At 61.2% G+C, this 19,417-nt stretch carries 16 protein-coding genes; 1 reads left to right on the forward strand and 15 read right to left on the reverse strand.

Going from position 1 to position 19,417, the window contains the following annotated elements:
- Positions 1 to 105: 105 nt before the first annotated feature.
- The 11 genes from ACTQV4_RS09485 to ACTQV4_RS09535 all read right to left on the reverse strand — a co-directional run bounded on the left by ACTQV4_RS09485 (position 106) and on the right by ACTQV4_RS09535 (position 9,108).
- Positions 106 to 891, reverse strand: a complete 786-nt coding sequence (locus ACTQV4_RS09485; RefSeq protein WP_441569706.1) for a hypothetical protein — start codon at positions 889 to 891, stop codon at positions 106 to 108.
- Between the two features lie 2 nt (positions 892 to 893).
- The gene (locus ACTQV4_RS09490; RefSeq protein ID WP_441569707.1) at positions 894 to 3,371 is read right to left on the reverse strand and encodes a VirB4-like conjugal transfer ATPase, CD1110 family; all 2,478 of its coding nucleotides are present in this window, start codon (positions 3,369 to 3,371) and stop codon (positions 894 to 896) included.
- Positions 3,340 to 3,765: a PrgI family protein gene (locus ACTQV4_RS09495; protein WP_441569708.1), complete on the reverse strand. Its 426-nt coding sequence runs from the start codon at positions 3,763 to 3,765 to the stop codon at positions 3,340 to 3,342. Before ACTQV4_RS09495 ends, ACTQV4_RS09490 begins: the two co-directional genes overlap by 32 nt.
- 12 nt (positions 3,766 to 3,777) lie before the next feature.
- The gene (locus ACTQV4_RS09500; protein ID WP_006234636.1) at positions 3,778 to 3,993 is read right to left on the reverse strand and encodes a hypothetical protein; all 216 of its coding nucleotides are present in this window, start codon (positions 3,991 to 3,993) and stop codon (positions 3,778 to 3,780) included.
- Positions 3,994 to 4,077: 84 nt separating this feature from the next.
- Positions 4,078 to 5,901 carry a VirD4-like conjugal transfer protein, CD1115 family gene (locus ACTQV4_RS09505; RefSeq protein ID WP_441569709.1) on the reverse strand — a complete coding sequence of 608 codons (1,824 nt, stop codon included), beginning with the start codon at positions 5,899 to 5,901 and terminating at the stop codon, positions 4,078 to 4,080.
- Positions 5,898 to 6,449, reverse strand: coding sequence for a hypothetical protein (locus ACTQV4_RS09510; RefSeq protein WP_441569710.1), 552 nt, complete (start codon positions 6,447 to 6,449; stop codon positions 5,898 to 5,900). The genes ACTQV4_RS09505 and ACTQV4_RS09510 overlap by 4 nt, the downstream gene beginning before the upstream one ends.
- A 57-nt stretch (positions 6,450 to 6,506) precedes the next feature.
- The gene (locus tag ACTQV4_RS09515) at positions 6,507 to 7,040 is read right to left on the reverse strand and encodes a peptide ABC transporter substrate-binding protein (protein ID WP_441569711.1); all 534 of its coding nucleotides are present in this window, start codon (positions 7,038 to 7,040) and stop codon (positions 6,507 to 6,509) included.
- Between the two features lie 201 nt (positions 7,041 to 7,241).
- Positions 7,242 to 8,027, reverse strand: a complete 786-nt coding sequence (locus ACTQV4_RS09520) for an ATP-binding protein (RefSeq protein ID WP_441569712.1) — start codon at positions 8,025 to 8,027, stop codon at positions 7,242 to 7,244.
- Between the two features lie 14 nt (positions 8,028 to 8,041).
- On the reverse strand, positions 8,042 to 8,557 hold the full coding sequence (locus tag ACTQV4_RS09525) for a hypothetical protein (protein WP_441569713.1): 516 nt from the start codon (positions 8,555 to 8,557) through the stop codon (positions 8,042 to 8,044).
- Between the two features lie 5 nt (positions 8,558 to 8,562).
- Positions 8,563 to 8,811, reverse strand: a complete 249-nt coding sequence (locus ACTQV4_RS09530) for a helix-turn-helix transcriptional regulator (protein WP_441569714.1) — start codon at positions 8,809 to 8,811, stop codon at positions 8,563 to 8,565.
- Positions 8,812 to 8,889: 78 nt separating this feature from the next.
- Positions 8,890 to 9,108 (reverse strand): helix-turn-helix domain-containing protein, encoded by a 219-nt coding sequence (locus ACTQV4_RS09535; RefSeq protein ID WP_441569715.1) that lies wholly within the window; start codon positions 9,106 to 9,108, stop codon positions 8,890 to 8,892.
- Positions 9,109 to 9,886: 778 nt separating this feature from the next.
- Here ACTQV4_RS09535 and ACTQV4_RS09540 point away from each other — a divergent pair.
- Positions 9,887 to 12,247: an AAA family ATPase gene (locus ACTQV4_RS09540; protein ID WP_441569716.1), complete on the forward strand. Its 2,361-nt coding sequence runs from the start codon at positions 9,887 to 9,889 to the stop codon at positions 12,245 to 12,247.
- A gap of 365 nt (positions 12,248 to 12,612) precedes the next feature.
- Here ACTQV4_RS09540 and ACTQV4_RS09545 read toward each other — a convergent pair whose 3' ends face one another.
- From ACTQV4_RS09545 to ACTQV4_RS09560, 4 genes are all read right to left on the reverse strand, one after another.
- Positions 12,613 to 13,599, reverse strand: coding sequence for a restriction endonuclease (locus ACTQV4_RS09545; protein WP_441569717.1), 987 nt, complete (start codon positions 13,597 to 13,599; stop codon positions 12,613 to 12,615).
- A gap of 316 nt (positions 13,600 to 13,915) precedes the next feature.
- The gene (locus ACTQV4_RS09550) at positions 13,916 to 15,391 is read right to left on the reverse strand and encodes a hypothetical protein (RefSeq protein WP_441569718.1); all 1,476 of its coding nucleotides are present in this window, start codon (positions 15,389 to 15,391) and stop codon (positions 13,916 to 13,918) included.
- Positions 15,388 to 17,190, reverse strand: a complete 1,803-nt coding sequence (locus ACTQV4_RS09555) for a restriction endonuclease subunit M (protein WP_441569719.1) — start codon at positions 17,188 to 17,190, stop codon at positions 15,388 to 15,390. Before ACTQV4_RS09555 ends, ACTQV4_RS09550 begins: the two co-directional genes overlap by 4 nt.
- Positions 17,191 to 17,969: 779 nt before the next feature.
- A complete protein-coding gene (locus tag ACTQV4_RS09560) occupies positions 17,970 to 19,193 on the reverse strand; it encodes an InlB B-repeat-containing protein (protein ID WP_441569720.1) in 1,224 nt (407 codons plus the stop codon).
- Positions 19,194 to 19,417 lie beyond the last annotated feature (224 nt).

The following is a 19,417-nucleotide window of genomic DNA, read 5'->3' on the forward strand; positions in this document are numbered from 1 at the left end:
AGTTCCGTTAGCGCAGTTGGTGAAAGTGCGTTAGCGGGGTCGGCGAAAGCGCGTTAGCGCATTCGGCGAGATGCGTTTGCGAAAGTGGTCAATTTTAGATTAGCGCTAACAGCACTCGAGCGCCGCCTCGACCATCTCGTAGGTGATGTAGGGAGGCAGGCCCTCGAGGCCCTGCCTGGAGGCCGCGTCGTCCCAGAAGCCGAACAGCGCGCTCAGCAGCTGCGCGACGGCGAGCGCGCAGGCGACGAAGGCCACGATGCCGGCAACCGCCCCGAGCAGGGCGGGCGCCGCGCTCGAGATGGCGCCCGCGATCGCGGAGGCGGCGCCCTTCGACCCCGCGGCGCGGGCCGCCTCGCCCGATGCCTGGGCCGCGGCCTGGGCCGCCTGGGGCTTGGCGGCCGCCGCGGCTTTCTCGGGTCCGCGCGCGCCTCCCTTGGGGGCGCCGAGCGCGTTCGCCGCCTTGCGGCCGCCCCGGGCCGCCCCGGCCTTCCTCCGGCGCAGCCTTCCCGCCGCCTTCCCGGTCGCTCGCCCCGCGTCGTACATGCCCGACGCGCCCTCGAGCTCTTCCGAGTCGTCGAGCTGGGAGACGGCCTCCCGGGCGATCGCCAGCTTCGCCGCCTCGACCCGCGAGCGCATCGAGGCGGCCGCGCGCCGGTTGCCAGCGGGCTGGGACAATTTGTCCCCGCGCCCGCCTTCCTGCGCATTGCCTTTGGGATTGGCCCCCTTCGCCGCTGCGGCGGGGCCTTCCGCCTCGTCGAGCGGGCCGGTTCCCTCCGTGACGTTTCCCAGGGAGTCGCGCTCGGTCTCCGCGACGTCGCCCGCGGTGAGCACGTCGCGGTGCCTCGCCCCGACCACCTCGAGCATCCCGCCGCCCTCGCTCGGGCCCGCCATGCCTACTCCTTCGCCTCTCGCGCCGCCCGGCGCATCTCGCGCTCGGCGACCTCCGAGGGCTTGGTGTTCCACAGGTCGTAGAGCGGGCCCCTCGGGAAGTCGTCGGTGATGGGCACGCGGATCCCCGCGCTGATGAGCAGGCCCTCGCCGGGCTTGACGGCGTCGCCGATGTATCCGCGCTCCGTGCCGGAGAGCTGGAGCATCTCCGCCCACGCGTCGAGGTCGGCGGTCGACTGCTTGTGCAGCAGGAAGAACTCGGAGTTGAGCACCATGTCGCGGGCCTCGGCGTTGGCAAGCATGTGGCTCGTGTTCTGGCTGATGCCGGTGCAGATGAGGCCGAACTTGCGCCCCTCGCGCCACAGGCGGGCGAAGTACTCGACCACCGTCGGGTGCGCGAAGAGGCTCTGGACCTCGTCGATGTAGAGCCACGTGTAGTTGGGGCGCGGCGGCGTGACCATCACGCGGTTGCGCACCATCTCGAGCGCCGTGATCATGCCGAACACGCGCATGTTCTGTCCGAGCCCGTGCATGTCGATGTTGGTGATGCGGTTGTCGAGCGCCACGTTGCTCTGGCCGTTGAAGAAGGAGAACGCGCCCTTCACGTAGCGCTCGTAGCGCAGCGCGATGTCGGCGGCCTCGGGCTCGGGCTGCGCGAGGAGCGCCGCGTGGAAGTCGCCGAGCGTGGGCAGGCGGCCGTGCTTCGCGCACTCCCGGTACGCCTCGCCGACGCAGCGGGCGATGATCGAGCGGTCGCGCTCCGGCAGGCCCTCGCGGCCCTCGGCCATGAGCGCGCTCGAGAGCGCGAGCACCGCGTCGGTCTTGTACGCGAGCTTGGCGGCGTCGGCGCGGTCCGCGACGTCGGCGGTGTCGAGGGGGTTGAGCACCGCCGAGCATCCCGGGGCGAGCTCGACGTTCGCGCCGCCGAGCGCGCCCACGAGGTTGCCGTACTCGCCGGCCGGGTCGAAGATCACGACCTCGTCCTCGGGGTGCGCGAGCACGGTGTTGGTTATCTCGCGCTTCACCGAGAAGCTCTTGCCCGAGCCGGGCTTGCCGCACACGAAGCCCATGGGGCTCGCCAGGCGCTTGCGGTCGCACAGCACCAGGTTCCCGCTCTCCTTGGACTGCCCGTAGTAGCCTCCGCCCGCCTCGTCGAGGCTCTGGCTCGCGAAGGGCATCTGCATCGCCACCTGGCCCGTGGTGAGGTAGCGGCTCACGGAGACGTGGTTGTCCCCGAGCGGGAGCACCGAGTTGAGCGCCTGGCGCTGCCGGAAGTGGAGGGGCTCCAGGCCGATCGTGCAGCCCTGCGCGACGCTCGTCACCTGCTGCACGCGGCGGTCGAGCTCCTCGAGGCTGTCGGCCCAGGTGTAGACGAGGCCCGTGTAGACGAACAGGCGCTCGGACTTGTTGCGCAGGAAGTCGAGCAGCTCCTCGGCCTCCTCCTTCGAGAAGCGGAGCTCGGGAGGCAGGATCTGGTAGTCGTAGCCCTTCTTCACGGCGCTCATCTGCTCGTCGATGATCTCCTTGTCCATCCAGTCGATCTGGCGCTTCACGAGCGCGAGCGCCTCGCTCTGCGCGATGGGCTGCACGTGGAGCGTCACGTTGAGCGGCAGCGGCAGGTTGATGATGGAGGCGAGGTAGGTCTCCTCGATGACCGACCCGAAGCTGCGCACGGCGAGCACGGCGCCGTAGCGCCCGTCGCTGCAGAAGCAGTCGGACCTGCCCTCGGGCTTGAAGTCGAGCGCCGAGGGCATGACGAAGTCCTTCGTGCGCGCGCCCGACGTCGGGGACAATTTGTCCCAGGAGAACTCGAAGCGCGACCCCGGGCGCAGCTGCCCCTGCAGGAGCTCGAGCCTCTCGGCGCCGTCGAGGGCGCGCGACGAGCAGCGTATGCGCGCGAGCGTCTGCTCCACGTCGCCCCGGATGCGCGTGAGCTTGGGCACCGCGGCGTCGACGTCGTCGGCGCCCACGGCGTAGGTCAGGTAGCGGTGGCGCACGAGGTTCGAGACGCCCTCGCGCATCTTGTCGTTGAGGATCCGGTTGTACTCTTCGGCGAGCCCGGCGGTGGCGCGCTCCCCGGGCTCGAAGAAGACCTTGCGGCCGACCTCGTCCGCGGGGATCGGCGCGTTCACGACCTGGAGCTGAACGTGGGAGTCCGCCGGGAAGTAGTTGAAAAGCGAGCTCATCACGGTGAAGGCCGTCTCGCGCGCCTCCTTGCGCGCGGACTGGTAGCTGATGTCGGAGAACTCGACCGTCTGGCTGAACACCCCCGGCATCACCTGGGCGATGCCGTCCTTGTACATGGCGTCGTAGCCGACGTAGGCGGCCATCTCGCGCGAGCGGTCGCGCTCCCGGCGGCGCCTCTGCCGGTCCGCCTCCGCGCCCTTCGAGGCGTCCTTGCGCCCGCCCGTGCCGCCGAGGAGCAGCCCGAGGGTGCTCGGGCGCTTCGGCCTATTCTCCTTGTTGGTTCTTGCTCGGCTCATAGAGCTCGGCTCCTTTCCTTCTAGCCCTGCGCCTCGCGCGCCGACCCGGGCGGCCCGGGCGCGGCGAGCCCTCGGGGAGGCTCCCGGCGAGGCAGGGCTCGTACGCGAGCAGCTGCGGGGAGAGCTCGTGGGCCGCCAGGAGCGGCAGCAGCTCCTCGGCCCGCATGCCGAACGGCCGCCAGAACCCGGCGAGCCAGAACGGCATGCTGCAGAGCATGATCGGGAAGGCCGCGCCCGCGACGTCTGCGCGCAGGCCCAGGTTGACGAAGGCCGCCGCCCCGACCGCGCTGCCGAAGCCGAGCGACACGCAGACGAGCGTGCGCAGGCTCATCTTCCCGACGATCTTCTCCTCGTACTCTCCGATGTCCTTCTGCACCGGTATCCGGAGCGCCATTCGCGACGCCCCCTATGCCGGCAGCCAGGACGTGTCCAGCTGCCCGAAGTAGACCGACGCGGCGATGATGATCGCGCCGCCGGCGATGGTGGATATGGCGGTCGCGATCTGCGGGCCGCCCTGCTGCTCCCTGATGGCCAGGCCGAGCGAGACCGCGCCCCACACGACCAGGAAGCCGCCGAGGAAGGTCACGCAGCCGGACACGAGCTTGATGACGTTTGCGAGCATGCTGCTCTCCTTTGCTTTCGGTTGACGATGTTCCGTTTCGGGCCTCCCCCGCGGCGGGGGAGGCCCGCGCGCGCCGCGGCCCCGTCACGAGGACCCCTCCTTCTTCCGCCTTCGGTACTCGGCGAAGTCGAACGGGCCGCGGCGGGCGGCCTCCTCGAGCAGGCGCGAGCGCGGGTGGCGCTCGAGGCGGTACTTCCGGTCCATGAGCGGCATGCACCCGTTCACGAGCACGAGCGCGTCCTCGCGCGGCATGCGCGCCACCTCGGCGGGCTGTATGAGGTCTCGCTCGGAGATGCCCCGGTTCACGGTCCGGGTCCAGCCGGCGCCCCGCGAGTCGCTCTGCGTCTCGCTCGCCACCGTCTGCTTGCCGGCCATCTTGCTGATCTCCTCGTTGGTCTCGTTCGCCTTGCCGCCCAGGTAGAGCAGCGTGTCGCAGGCGTTCACGATGGTCTCGGCGTTGTTGTCGCCGTACGTCTCCTTCAGCTGCGAGAGCGACTGGGCGATCATCGAGACGGCGATGTTCCGGCTGCGGGTTACGGCGATGGTCCGCTCGAAGTCGGGTATGCGCCCGATGTTGGCGAACTCGTCGAAGACGAAGTGCACCGTCGTGGGCAGCGAGCCGCCGTGCGCCTCGAGCGCCTCGACGCACAAGGCGTTTACTGCCGTGTCCATGAGCAGGGCGAACAGGAAGTCGAAGGTCGAGTCGGTGTCGCTCATCGACGCGAAGAGCGCGACCTTCGCGCCCTCGTCGCCCATGTGGGCGAGGTCGAGCTCGTCTTCGGAGGTGAGGTCGCGCACGGCCCGGATGGACAGCGGCTTCAGGCGGACGTTGCAGCTCGAGAGCATCGACTTCATGGTGTCGCCGGCCGCCACGCGGAACTCGCGGTAGCTCGCGAGCGCGAAGTCGTCGGGCGGCGCCGGCTCGCGGACCTTGACCCATTCCCACGCGCCGTCCTCCTCGGCGAAGCCGCGCATCGAGCCTCCGCCCTCCGCCGCCGCGCCGCCGCGCCTCATGTAGCGCTCGCCGGTCTCCAGCTCGCGGAACACCATGTCGAGCGGGCTCATGTAGCCCGGGTCGTCGCGCGCGTCGGCGAGCGAGAGCAGCGTCAGCAGCCCGTCGAGGTTCCGGTCGGCGGGCTCGCAGTGCATGACGAGGTAGGCCGTGAGCGCGGTGTAGACCAGGCGCTCTGCCTTCTCCCAGTAGGGGTCGCCCTTGTGGTCTGCCTCGCCCTCGGTGTTGGCGACGATGCCGCGGGCGAAGCGGATGACGCCCGCCTCGTCGCGTATGTAGGCTATGGGGTTGAAGCGCATGGAGCGCGAGAAGTCGGTCGTGTCGAACGCGCGGATCTCGTAGCCGAGCCCCGCGAGCGCGCCGCCCATCTCGCGGATGAGCGTGCCCTTCGGGTCCGTGACGAAGAAGCTGGCGTTGGCCTGCAGGAGGTTCGGCTTGACGTAGTAGCGCGTCTTGCCGGTGCCCGGTCCTCCCACCACGAGCACGTTGTCGTTGGTGTCGGTGGAGAGGTCGAACCTGCGGCTCACGAGGCGGATGCGCGCGTTGTCGGTGAGGATGATGTTGTTGTCGGGGTCCTTGGGATCGCCGAAGGGCGCGATGTCCTTACGCGCGGCCCACCTTGAGCTTCCGTGCTCCTCTCCGTCGCGCCGGGCGCCTTTGGACCCCAGGGATCGGGCCCAGGCGAGGAGCGCGCCGCACGCGCAGGCGGTCCCCGCGCACAGGGGGAGCGCCTCCGCGGAGAAGACGCGCCCCGCGCGAAACGCGGCGGGGATCGCCGCCATGGCGGCCTCCGGGTCCAGGATCGGGTTCGCGCCCGACGCCGCGATTGCCGCGGCCGCGGCGTCTCCCGCTGCGAACGCCGCTGCGGCCAGCGCGGCCGCCGCCTGCCACCTCATCTCTCGGGCCCCTCGATCTGGCGCGGGCCGCGGTCTCGGCCGAGGCCCTTGCTGTGGGCACTCGAAGCCTCGCGCGCCCGCTGCGCGCGCTCGGCCAGCCGCTCGGGCGCCCGGCGCCTCTCGGCGATCTCGGCGAGGCGCTCCCTGGCGCGCTCGGCGGCCTTGCCGGTCTCTTGCTCGAGCCGGTGGAATGCCTCGTCGACCTCGGGCGCGTCCTCCACCTTGAAGAGCAGCCAGTCGCGGCCCTCGCCGGGGATGATGTGGTGCTCCACCGACGCTGCGCTCAGCTTTTCGGAGACTATCTCCTTGATCGTCGCGTACTCGGGGAGCTCGGAGAGCTCCGCGAGGCTGAGTTTCGCGTAGGTCGGCGCGCCCTCGGCCGCGATGGCCTCGGCGCGCCCGTCGGCGATGGTCCCGCGGATTCCCGCGAGGCGCCCCGAGAGCTCCCTCGCGCTTCGCGCCATCGCCTCGGCGCCGGCCTCCTGGCCGATCCTCAGCATCCAGTCGAGCAGCTTGCCGCCCGCCTCGTCCCCGTAGTCGCTCGCCATCCCGCGCCTCCCTTCCAGTCGAGATGAAAAAGGGGCGCCTTCGCGCCCCGGTCGTCCCTATTCGGCCCCGACGGCCCTCTCGCGCGCCATGGGCGCGCGGGCATCCTGCCCGGCGTGCGCGCGGCTCGCCTCGCGGGCGGACGCGGCGCGCTGCGCCAGCGGCTCGGGGGCCTTCTCGTGCAGGTGGGCCCATTCGCCGCTGCGGCACTGCTCGGGCGTCGCCTCGCACATGTCGCGCATGGCGCGCTCGAAGCGCTCGGGCTCCTGGGCGATGGCGCCGAAGCTCCAGCTCTCGAAGCTGGTCCACGCGTCGCCGTCGCGCTTGAGCGTCCACCACTCGTCGCCGCCGTTCACCTGCTGGATGAACGCGAGGTCGCGGTAGCAGAACCCCTGCCGTATGGCCCAGTTGCCCGCGCCGAGCGCCTCGCGGAGCCTGTCGACGCTCCCTGTGCGGGAGAACTCGTAGGGGTACTCCTCGAGGAACGGGTCGTCCTGCCAGTCGAAGCCGCCGACCTTGAGCCAGCCGTTCTCCTGGCACTTCTCCACGAGCTCTTCGCGCTCGCGGCCGGTTATCCTCTCGAAGCCCTCCATGGGCGTCCCGCCTTTCGTTTCTTGTATGGCGGGCGGCGCTCTCGCGATGGGGGCACGGTGCGAGTCGGAGCAGGCGTGCGTGCCGGCGCGTCGGCGCCGCCCAAGACGTGTATAGCGATTTCGATTGCGGCGGCGGGCGGGGCCGCCCGTGATGGGTCGAGCTGGGTCGAGCCGTCCGCGCCTCCACGGGAAGCGCACGGGTCAGCCGCGCCGCCTGTCTCTTCCGCCCAGGTAGACGGGCCTGCAGGTCTGGGAGATCCTGCTCGAGATGGCCTCGGCCGTGATGCGCTCGCCGCGCCTCGCGAGCCTGTCCGCCAAGGCGCCCGGCGCGTAGTTCGACGTGACGATGGTCGGGCGCATGTCCTCGTAGCGCGCGTCGAGCACGCTGAACACGGTGCCGACCGACCACTCGGTCGCGTCCTCCTTGCCGAGGTCGTCGAGCACGAGGACGTCGCACTTGGCGTACCGCGCGACGGCGGCCTCGGTGCCGCCTGCGTCGAACGTCGCCTTCACGCGCTCGAGCATGCCCTTGGCCGTCGTGAAGACGACGTCGTAGCCGGCCTCGGCGAACAGCCTGGCCATGGCGGAGGCGGCGTGCGTCTTGCCGGCGCCGACGCCCCCGTGTATGTAGAGCCCGGCGCCCCCGTTGCCCGCGAACGAGGCGATGTACTCGGCGAACTCGGGGCGGTCGGCCTCGGCGGCCCAGTAGCGCCTGGGGATGCCCGCGCGCGAGAGCGCCTTCTCCCGGCGGGCGGCCTCCTCCTTGGCGGCGAGGTCCGCGCGCTTGCGCTCCTCGGCCTTTCGCTCCCGGGCGGCGCCCTCGCACGGGCAGGGGGCGGCGGAAACCCAGGCGACCTTGCCCGCCAGCGCCGCGCCGAGCGGCTCGAGGGCGGCGCCGCAGTGCGGGCACGCCCTCGGCTCGGGCTCGTCGAAGGAGAGCCCGGCGGCCCGGGCCTGCTCCAGGGTGATGAGTCCCACTCGGTCCATCGGGCGCACCCTCCTTATCTTCTGAAGTCCTCGTTATCCCTTTTTCTTATCGGGTGGCATATCGTCAGGGGTTTCTCTGCCATATCGTCAGGGGTTCGGGCTGCGGACCCTGACGGTTCGTCACCCTTGTTCGCGAGGAACCCTGACATCTCGTCACCTTTTCTTGCAGGGAACCCTGGCGTTTCGTCAGGGTTCGCCAGCGCGCCGGACGGCAGCCTCTCGCGCACAATGCGGTAGCGCTTCGTGGCGTGGCCGCGCGCCGGGGCGTGCGTTCCGCATTCCTCGATGAGGCCCCGGTCGAGCAGGTCGCGGATGGCGCGGTAGGCGCTGCGCTCCTGCACGTTGAGGAACCGGGCCAAGCCGCCCTTGCTCTCGAAGTAGTCGCACCCGGCGTCGCAGAAGCCGAAGATGCGAGCGTAGACGAGCAGAGGGAGCCCCGAGAGGCCCAGGTCCGCCATCATGAAATGCCGTACCGTCGTGAACTCGCGCGGGGAGGGGCCGTCGCGCCCCCTCGGGCCTGCGGCCGCCATCGGCGCTAGGCCCTTCTGGGCGAGCCGACGATGCTGTTGCGCTCGACCCATGCGACGAGCTCGTCGTGCAGCACGATGCCGTCGCGAGTCTTGCCGCCGATGTAGCGGATCGGGAACGGGTCGTCGGGGTCCTTGGCGAGCCGGTACATGGCGTCGCGGCTGATGCGCAGCATCGCGCACGCCTCGTCGGCGCCGAAAATCGCATTCGTCGACGCTATGAGCCTCACTTGGCTCCTGCTAGTGCTCTTGGTCATGGTCGTCCTCGAGCTCCTTTCGTCTCGAGGCTCCCTCGCGTGCCCGGCCGCGGGCGGCTCCCGGGGCGGTCGCCGCCGTCATCTCCTGCCGCTCCTCGACTCGATGTAGGCGTCCACGGACGCCCTCGACACCAGGAGCTTCCTGCCGAGCCTGTACGAGTCGATCTCTCCCGACCAGATGAGGTCGTATGCCTTGTTTCGGCTCGCCCTCATGTACTCCTGCATCTCGATCACCGTCATCCATTCGTCGCGGCCCTGGTTGTCCTCGGGCGCGGCGCATTCGGCTGTGCGTGCCATGGTTCCTCCAATCTTCCCGTGCGGCACCGTGCGGGCACGCCGCGCGACGCAGCGTCCCTTTTCGTCTGCGCGACGATTGAACCGCCTGGTGGCGTGTTGCGCGTCCGACGGGAACGGAGACGGGTCGAGGTGGGTCGAGCTGGTCGGGTCTTCACGAAACGGACATGGGCCGCATGCCTTAGCTGCGAGCTAAGTCCCTGAAAAGTAAAAGGCGCCCATGCGGGCGCCTGCCTAGGAGTGAAGTTGGTTCGGTTGTGGTTGGAATGCTTGTCTTCCGCGGTGCTGTCGTCCGGGGTCCGGCATCTGTCGTTCGCCTCTTTTGTCCTGTTTGCTGTTGCGTGTTCTGCGAGCGACCTTGCACGGGCCTGCCGGCCCGTTGCCCCAGGTGCACCCGGGTAAATGGTACCCATCCGCTGGGACATGGACATTGCGGGAGGGCCGTCTGGGCAAGCTAGGATGGACGAGCGGGCATCAATGGCTTGGTGGCTGGCATCTTCAGCCCCTCCGGCGCCCTCCGCCTTATCGCCAAAGGCGTTACTGAAATCGGCCAGTTTTCATTTGTCCAGGCGTCTTGTAAGAACTTCTACGATGGCTTAAGGTGCGGCTAAACGTCATGCCGTGCGGAACCGACTTGTGAGCAGGCTGTAGGGCTGCAGTGATTGCGATAGCCCTGCTTGTCATCGTTCTCGGTGGGTCTGGCATTCACATCGCGCTCATGTGGTAGAAGGTGTCGGTTTGGCTGTTGTTACGTTAGCGGTATCTGATAAAGGTGATTCTCGTGGCTAATTCGATACTCGACATCAAAGGTGTCCATATCTGCTCTGGATGCTTTTCCAGCGGCGTGGATGTGGATCTCTTTGGTGCGGTCGGCAATCCGCATAGGGCATCGGTGATTTTCGGTCGTAACGGCTCCGGTAAGACGACGCTGGCGAGTCGCATCGCCGAGGCCGCCTCTGCAGTCAATAACGTTGGCTGTTTCTATGACAAGGACGGCTCATCGATAATTCTTGACAGCAAGAGTCGCGTGAGGGTTTTCAGCGAGGATTACGTTCGAGAGAAGGTCCTCATCGATGAGGAAGGCCTTGAGGCCATTGTCATGCTTGGAGACCAAGCGACAGCTGCCAAGCGTATTGGCGAAATAGACGAGGAGCTAATTAAGCTTGGCGATGCCTGCGTCAAATATACGGCGATAAAAGACGAGGCCGAAAACGGTCCCAGTTCTTTGTCGAAGCTCGAGAAGGCGGCGAAGGATTGCGCCAAGAATGGAGGATGGGCGGACAGGCTCGCAGAGGTCGACGGCGGGAAGCCGAGTCTCACAGCCTCCCGATGGAATAGCATCCGCAACGCGAAGGTCAGCTTGACTCGCAAAGAAATGGAAGAAGATTTCAAATCTTCGTTGATTCAATGCAAGCGGATAGATGGGGCAGGCGCCGTCATTGACTGGCGCATGCAGAAAGCCGACCCAGGCGCTTACGATGAGGCTGGGATTCTTGCCTTGTTGGCCGAGATTCTCGATCAGCCGAAGCTCACGGATCGCGAGAAGCGGCTTCTCGAACTTACGCGCAAGGGCGAGCAACGCCTGGTCGAGCATGCTCTCCGGGTCTTCACCGACGATGGCACCGCGCATTGCCCGATGTGCCAGCAGGAGGTTTCTCCAGCGTATAGAGATTCACTAGTCGAGTCGATCTCGAAAATTCTGAGCAGGAAGGCCGAAGAGTTCAAGGAGCGCCTGGACGCTGCCAGATTGCTGCCTTTGGACAAGCAATCGTCCCTGCCTCCGCAGATATCCCCTGACGCCGTTAATGCATACGAAGATGCATTTCGAACCGCCAATGAGGCGATTGATCGTGTCAACTCCTTGATTTTCCAACGTAAATCGAACCTCTACTCCGTCATCGAAATAGCTGATCTCGGCCTTGATGTGGCTATTTCCAGGTTTAACGCCGCGGTTGATGCCGTAAATGCAGATATCGAGAGCCTGAACGCCGCCATCCGGGATAGGGATAACCTTAAAACGCGTCTGCGTGAGATCAATGACCAGATCGCCTATGTAGATGCGCACAACGCCATTTCCAAATACGACGCGGCGGTAACAAGGCTTCGCGAGGCCAAGGAGAGCCTTCACAAGTGCCAGGAGGAACAGGGGCAACTTAGAAGGGAAAAGGGAGCACAGGAGGCAAAGCTGAGGATGACCGAGATTGCAGTGGCGTCGATAAACCGCTTCCTTTCCTCCGTGTACTTTGACGCCGCTCGCTTCAGACTCGTCCCCTTCGGCAATGTCTATAGAATCGAATCCTACGGCAAGCCCGTCGCACCCAGGGCAATTTCCACAGGCGAGCGCAACATCCTGGCCCTTTGTTACTTCTTCTCTGAGGGAGGGAGAGGCAAGTTTGAGGGTCTCGAGGATTCTGATCCGCAATACCTCGTTATCGATGACCCCGTCTCCAGCTTTGACATGGAGAACAGGGTCGGGATCTGTTCACTTCTTCGTGAGCGCATCTCTCATGTACTCAAAGCAAACGTCGAAAGCCGCGTGACCGTCATGACCCACGACGCGGCGACCGTTGCCGAACTGGAGCATATTCTTGGCGATATCAAGTGTGATTTCGATCCATCTGACAATTATGCGTACTGCCTGCTCGAATTGATGGAGGGCGGCGCTGTTCAGTACACAAGAACAAGAAAGAACCAATACTCCGTATTGCTCAAAACTGTCTATGACTATGCATCGTCTGAAGAAGATCTTGGGGATCACTCCTATGTAATCGGCAATATCATGAGACGCGTCTTGGAGGGGTATAGCTCGTTCAACTTCAGCATGGGGTTCGACTCACTCTCCCGTGACACCGAATTAAAGAAAAGGTTCGGTGACCTGGGGACGATGCTGTCCAACGCAATGTACCGTCTGGCTTTGAATGACGAGAGCCATATGGAAGAGAAGGTCGTCTCTCTTAACCCGACCCTTGCATTCGAGCGGTACAGCTATGAAGAGAAGAGGAAGCTTGCACGTTGCGTTCTGGTGATTCTCCATCGCCTCGATCCGGAACACGTGAGGAAGCACCTCGGAAAGGCGGGTGCAAGCCTTAAGGGCATCGAGTCAAACTTGCATAAATGGGAGAAAGAGCTCTCTGGAAACTAGGAGCGGCTTTGACCGAGGGCCGTCGGAAATGCGCATCCGCCAGCGTGCCTCTCGTGGTACCTGCGATCGCCGTTGACTTCCTATCCTGAATGCTTGCTCTCAATTCCTAGGGCGTGGCGAGTCCCGCGATGCTCGAGCGGGCTACGGAGCGGTTTCCGGGAATCACAAAGGGCTGCTTCCTCGATATAGACAGCGGGAGGCCTCCCTTCTGGAGACGCTATCGGGCACAAAGCGCTACGCCGACGCTGCTTTTCGTGAAGGCGTAGAAAGAATCCGTTGTGAAGTCGAGGACGTAGCCTCCACGGTTGAAGAGCCTGAGGAAGCAGCCCTTCTCGATTTCAGTCATTGCCATCCAGCCGCCGCCCTTATGCCGGCCACCAAATGCGGGTGAGCGGGAGGATGGAGCGGGTGTCGTCGTCGGCCTTGTCGTAGGCGTCGACGTAGTGGCGCACGAAGGCGTCCAGGTCGAGCAGGCGCACGGGGACGTTGGCCCGGTCCGCCTCGTAGCGGGCCTCCTTGGTGAAGCCGCCTGTCGAGACGTAGAGCCCGCGGTCTCCCGCGCGGAGCCCACCGATGAAGGATCTCACCGCGGGCGCGCCCATGGCGCCCTTGCGGTGCTTGACCTCGGCGACGATCCGGGGCGACTCCAGCCCCAGGGCGTCGGGCGAGGCCACGACGTCGCGGCCGCCGTCGGGGCCCTTGGGCATGACGCGGGCGCAGTAGCCCATGGCCTTGAGCATGCCGGCGACCAGGCGCTCCATGTCCTCCCAGTCGAGCTGGTTGACGCGGTCCTTGATGAGCTCGATGCCGTTGTCGTAGGTGGCGGCGAGGGTCTCCTCGTCGTTGGCGGCGTCGTCGTCCGCTGCGGCCGAGCAGTCGCCGCACGCAAGCTTGCCGCCCGCCGCCTCGAGATCCGCCATGACGCAGTCGGACACGGCGAAGATGGTCTGAATGCCGCCAAGGGAGTTCTTGGACGAGGGGGAGAGCACGTCGCGCGGTGCGGTCTTTCCCCACTCGACGGTGCGGGTATAGGTCAAGCCTTCGGGCTCGCTTACGGGCACGCACGGTCCGTTGATGACGCCGATGTGGTAGAGGCGCTCCGCCGGGTCGTACATGACGACCGTGGAACCCTGAGTCATGGAGTGGGCGCGGTAGACCTGGCCGACGTTGGCGGCGACCTTCTGCTTGCTCTCGGAGGGGTGCGCCGCTGCGTATGCGGTCCTGATCCCATCACGGTCGATGGTTGCGATGTCCAAGCCGCCGAAGTCCCAGCCGATGCCTATGACGCCGCGCTCGAGCCAGTCGGCTGCGTACGCCCCGCCGCGCCCCGCGCGGATCATCCAAGCCCCCATGGTTACCTGCCTTTCAGATGTCTTGCGCTCGCATTATCTCATCGGACGGGCCTTACCGCTCCATAGGTTCTGAAAAATGGTCGCAGATGGCTCGTTGGCTCGGGAATAATCGCTATTGCGACATCAACAGCGTCAATTAGCGGCGATGCCAATGGTCGATAATCTGCCCCGGTGTATTGCTGAACCGGCAAGAACGACACGCATCAGTGCGGAACTTATGCTCGGTGGCACTTCTTCTGAATGATGGGAAAATCAAAAGGTGTTAAAGTGCACTGGCTACTGGAAGTCCTGGTTCAGAAGTCGAAACTGACGTGCTTTACAGCGATACCATTTCTATTGATAGTCTGCGAATCTCATCACGAGCCTCAACACGCATTTGGATAATCCGCATAACTTCCTGTGATATTTTTTTCTTCAGGCCGTTATCTCTAGGGATTGGCAAAATTACTTCCAGAAGCCTTGTTCCTATCGTATCGATTACATCCCTTGTGAATTGCTTTGAGCGTATCTGACGTTTCACGATGTATGCATTTAGCAAACCCATTAGCAGATTACTGTCTAAATAATCCTGGTCATTTGATCTAATTTTTATGAGCCCCCCGCAATAGAGAATCCTAGTGTCCTCCTGGGTTAAAAGACATGTACTACCAATCAAGTAAGATCCATCGCGCACTAGTAAGATATCGCCGACTTGTACGTCTTCAGCGTTCTTGTACTGATCGTATATTTCTTTAGACACACACTGCTTAACGTTGTGCTTTAGTTCCCAATTTGAAAAATCCGATGTGCGCACGAAAGGTATTTCGCCAGTTCCATAAGCCATTTTCCCGATTTCGTCACCAGTGCCTAGCGAGAGAACCCCATTTGCAACTAAATTAGAAATGGAAACTAGTTCGCATGTTTCCGACAGTGCCTTAAGCTCATCTTGAATGGATGGGTCATAATACTTCGGTATATAAATATTGTCCCGGATGGCCTTAGAGCTGATTCGGTAGAAGCTTGTTTCTCCAAACTCATGGGAGCTCGTATCGCTAACGAGGGCTTTCAGAGCCTCTTCATGCTCCAATGAGTAGAAGGCGTCGATAGGGTCAGTGGTCCCCTCGGCAAGGCTGTCTTCAAGGAGTTTTGGAAATTGCCTGATGAGAAGTCTACTCTGCACACGCTTGTTCGTCGCACTGACAATCGAAGAACGGTATTTTTCCTGAGTCTCCCTTCCGGGTGGAATAAAGAAAACAATCTCTCTATAGCGAGCCCCAATTGTGTCTATGATATCGGCCGTAAACTGAAATGACCTAATCTGCCGTTGTACTATCGGTGTGTTTAGCGCAAGGAAGAAAACCTCCGGACTGAACTCGGCTTTCTCCGTTACACGAAATTTTAGGATATGAGATTGAAAAAGCATGGGAAGGTCGATATCTGCAAGCATGCAGGTGACTCCTATGAGATAAGAGCCGTCTTTAACCATCAGGATATCTCCAGGCTTTACATCCTGTTTTTTTGCGTATGCAGCGTAGACATCCGTTGACACACCTTGCTTAGGAACAGTTTTAAGCTCCCAGTTAGATATATCCGAAGTGCGGACAAATGGAATGTCTCCCGTCCCGTATGCCATCTTGCCAATTTCATGACCGGTGCATACCTCAATTGCCCCCGAATCAATCAGGGATCCAAGATTGAATGCGATGTATCGTTGACGGAGAGAATCGATATCGGCTTTTAGGTCGGCATCGTAATACTTAGGGATATAGATATCATCCTTGATTTCCCTTGAAGACATCTTAAAAGAGATCATGAGCTAGCTCCCAGCATGATGCGACGATACTCAGCGGCCACCTTTGGAATGTCATCAAGCAGAACTTCCTTTCCATCCGCAAGGTTGGCTACAGTCTTGTTGCCACGACTGTCATGTCCGCACCACTTCGTTTGACACATAAATATGTCGTAGTCGCCAGTTCCATTTCGAAGCTCATCCTCGGTTAGTTTCTGGCACACCAGAACACAGCACTTGGCATGTGTTTCAGGTTGAAACACCTCTTCTGGAAGAGTCACAACCGCCATTATCTTTGCACGGCGCTTTATGTAATCGACGACATAACGGTACTTCGGCATTCCGAAGATGCTTTCCAAAAGAACGATCCCCATTTTGCCGCCGGGCTTCAACAGATCGAGGCATCTTTCAATGAAGAGGATTTGCGGAGGCTGCTTGTCGTAACGCTTTCCCTTTACATAGTTCCCCTCGGGGTCCTGGGTCCAGCGGTGACCCAGGTCATACCTAGAGAGAATGTCCTCTGAGTCAATTGACAGTTTCTTGCCAAATGGCGGATTGGTGAGCACTATGTCAAATATGCCAAGCCTAATGTCGTTTTGAGTTTCTGCTTTCCAGTCTGAAGGGTTATCTAGCGAATTCTCGCAATGCACGCCACCTCTGCCATCTCCAAGAATGGCAAGATACGCCTTGGCAACCTTACTCAAAAAGCTGTCTTTGTCGATACCGAAAAAGTTTTTAATGGCAACCTTCTGCTTTTCTGCATCAATTTCACTGCGAGGCCAACCGAGTTCTTCGCCTTCGAGCTCAGTCTTTTTCCAAACGTAGCGAAGTCCTTCTACAAGGAATCCGCCACTGCCACATGCAGGGTCAATTATCTTGTCATGAGGGCCGGGGTCAACGATGTTGACAGCCATTTCAACAACATTGCGTGGAGTGAAGAATTGCCCCTGGCCTCCTTTTAACGAAGGGCCAATAAAGACCTCGAAAGCCGCCCCGACTGCATCGCGGGAGCTAGATTGAAGGCTATAAAGCTGCAATTCACCCACGATATACTGAAGGCTCTTTGCATCGAATGTAATCTCATCGTTCTCATGGATTACATCTGTGTACTGGAGCTTCACTTTTTTGAACAGCGCTTGGACTCTTTTTTCTACGGCGGACGCCTCTTCGTTAAGTCCGGCTCTGAAGCTGACGATATCGTCAGGTTTGGTAAACCTTTCGTCGTAAATCTTGCAAAATATAAGATTGATCATCTGCGAAGCAAACGTTTCGTCACGTGTTATGCCAACTGTATTAGCGGCTAAATAGTTACGGATGGCCTTGAAGGTGCCCTTTAGATTTTCAGCCGGCCTAAGATCCTTGCGACGGAATTTGCCCAAGTCTTCTAGACGTTCGCCATAGCGGGGAATGTTCGGTATTTCTTCGAACAGCACCTTACCGTCTTTTTCTATTTTGCGTAGGTACATGCGTTCTTCGCCGTTGTACCAAACGCCGAGATACGCTTTTGATAAGCGCATATAGTCCTCAAGCTGAGTCCTGCCGTCTTTGCGGTTCTTCTTCTTGCATTCAACAACAATGTAGAAATTGTCATCGCGGTGATTTGGATCAGAAAAAACGGCAATGTCAACCGGATACTCTTTCTTAGTATCCGAAGGGCGAACCTTTACATGCCATTGTGGGCGCGTTTGTATATGGGATTTGGGGTAGCCATAGTCGTCAACCAAAATCTTTGAGAAAGGCTGTACCGCTTGAATCTCTTCAGGCGTGCTTCTTACTTGCTTTCCCGAGATAAAATCTACGATGCGCTCATCGGAATCAGCCATTGTCCAACCCTCTCTTAAGTCATAAATGCACTAAGTATAAAGGTTGCGCTAAAACTTGAGAATCCTTCAGGTGCCAAGACGCTTGAAAACCCGATCTCTATGCTGAAAGCACTGTACAAGCCGGCTGAATGATATGCATGCACTGTTGCTCAAACGTAAAGCTTAAGCTCATGACGGGATCTCCTTATTCTCTTGAGATGGAAACAGCGGCAAATCGACGTCAGAGCCTAGATCAGAGGTGTTTATAAGCCGGAACTAAAACCACAATCATGGCAAATACAAAGCCGCCTGCGACGATTCTTTCAGTCATCGCTCTTCCGCATTCCATCTGACCTGCGGAAATGCAAGGCAATAAAGCCGCTAGCTACGATTCACTTCGCGAAACAGGCGCCAAAGAGGGAAATCGGGCGTTTCGGCATCCATTTCGGGCTTCTCCGAGCCTCAAAACCAACCCGTTTTGTCCCAGGGACAAAAACGAAACTGCGGGCCCGTGGTTTCGAAATAGTTTTCGGTTTTGTCCCACGTTTTGTCCCAAACGCCCACACGGCGGCACGTGGCGGGATTCGGTGGCAAGGCAACTAAAAACGATGACCCAACTGGAATGGACTGGGATGGCGCGGCAGTAAACGAGCTTATTCGAGTGGGAATAGGAGAAAACTGGGAATAGAATTCCCAATTTTAGTAGAAACAGCGTAATTAGGTACGCGAATGGGAAGGGGAGTCCCGCGGGACTCCCCTCTGTTTAGATCGAGAATTAGAACGGTAACGTCACGTATGCTTTATGCGTGCTTGCGTTTGCGATACGCGGCTAACGCGATGCCGACTGCAATCAGGGCTGCTGCACTGAAGCAGAGGGATGCCAGGAGTGCCATCTGGTTGTCACCGGTCCGGGGGATTGTTGAGTTGGTGGGAGCGGAGTCGGCATTCTTCTCCCACTGGGCGTACAGGGTGGTGTCCTGGTCTGCGTTCTTCTTGGGGTCGAAGGCCTGCTTGCCTTCCTTGTCGTAGGTCCAGCCCTTGAAGGTATAGCCTTCGGCGGTGGGGTCATCGATAAGGGTGATAGGCTTGCCCTTCTCGGTCTGCTTGGTCACACTGTCGCCGTGGCCGTTCATGTCGAAGGTGACATCGACCATTTCGATGATGGGAGTGGAGGGAGCTTCCCAGACAGCCGTGAAGGTGATGTTTTCTTTAGCGGTGTATTCGCCGATAAAGGGATTGGTGCCTTCGGAGCCCTTCATGATCCAGCCAACGAATGTGTAGTCGCCGTCAGTGCCTAGATTGGGGAGTTCGACGATCTCGCCCTTGTTCACGGTCACGGCTTCAGGTGCGGTCCCGAATTCGGATTCGAAGGAAACGGTGACCTTTTCCTTTTTGGTCCATTTGGCGTAGACGGTCATGCTTGTAGCGGCGGTGCCGTTGAACGAGGTGGTGAGGCTCTCATCGGTGAACCAGCCGCCGAAGTCATAATTCGGGTCTGTGGGCTGGGGCAGGGTGACGGACGTCCCCTTCTTGATCGTAATGGGGTTGATGATCTGGGTTCCGTGGCTGCTCATATTGAAGGTCACGGTGACGGTTTCGTAAAGCTCTGCTTTAGTGAATCGGGTATTGGCATCCGAGCCTTCAATGGAAGATGCTCCGGTTTGGCCGCCATTAGGAATAGGGTCTGTAAATTTGGCGATTAATGTTTGTCCATCATTCGTTGTCAACTCAAGGACAGATGGGGGAATTGTATCTCCGCCGTTATTCGTGATATGGGCCTCCAGGTAATCGCTCGAGCTAGCTCGAGCGATTGAAAGCGAAAGATTCAATCCATTATCGTCAGGAAAAGAATAACTTTCCGGCGTTAGGTCTCTATTCCAAGTGGCAATGGGTCCTTCGCCTTCAGCCCAGGCGTAATTCTGGGTGCCGGAGAAGGTGAAGGCGCAAACGCCGACGATGGCTGCGAGCGTGAGGAAGAAAACCGTCCGGCGCCTGGCCAAGGTCTCTTTAACCTGTATCTTCATCGTATCCTCCAATTCAAGCGTGCGTTCCCTATTGCGACATTGCATTTCATGTTAACAGAGAATTATTTTCGGGCATGTCCCTTGCTCGGCTCGGGCTTGCTCTGGGCGGGGATGCCTTGATTATCAACTTTATCCGAACACCTCCCACATTCATCCGCACATGTGCGGATGAATGTGGGAACCCGATACCCTGAGGGCCGGATCGGCCGGCCCCGGGAGATCGG

The organism is Collinsella sp. LCP19S3_B11 (assembly GCF_052121915.1).
Taxonomy (GTDB): Bacteria; Actinomycetota; Coriobacteriia; order Coriobacteriales; family Coriobacteriaceae; genus Collinsella.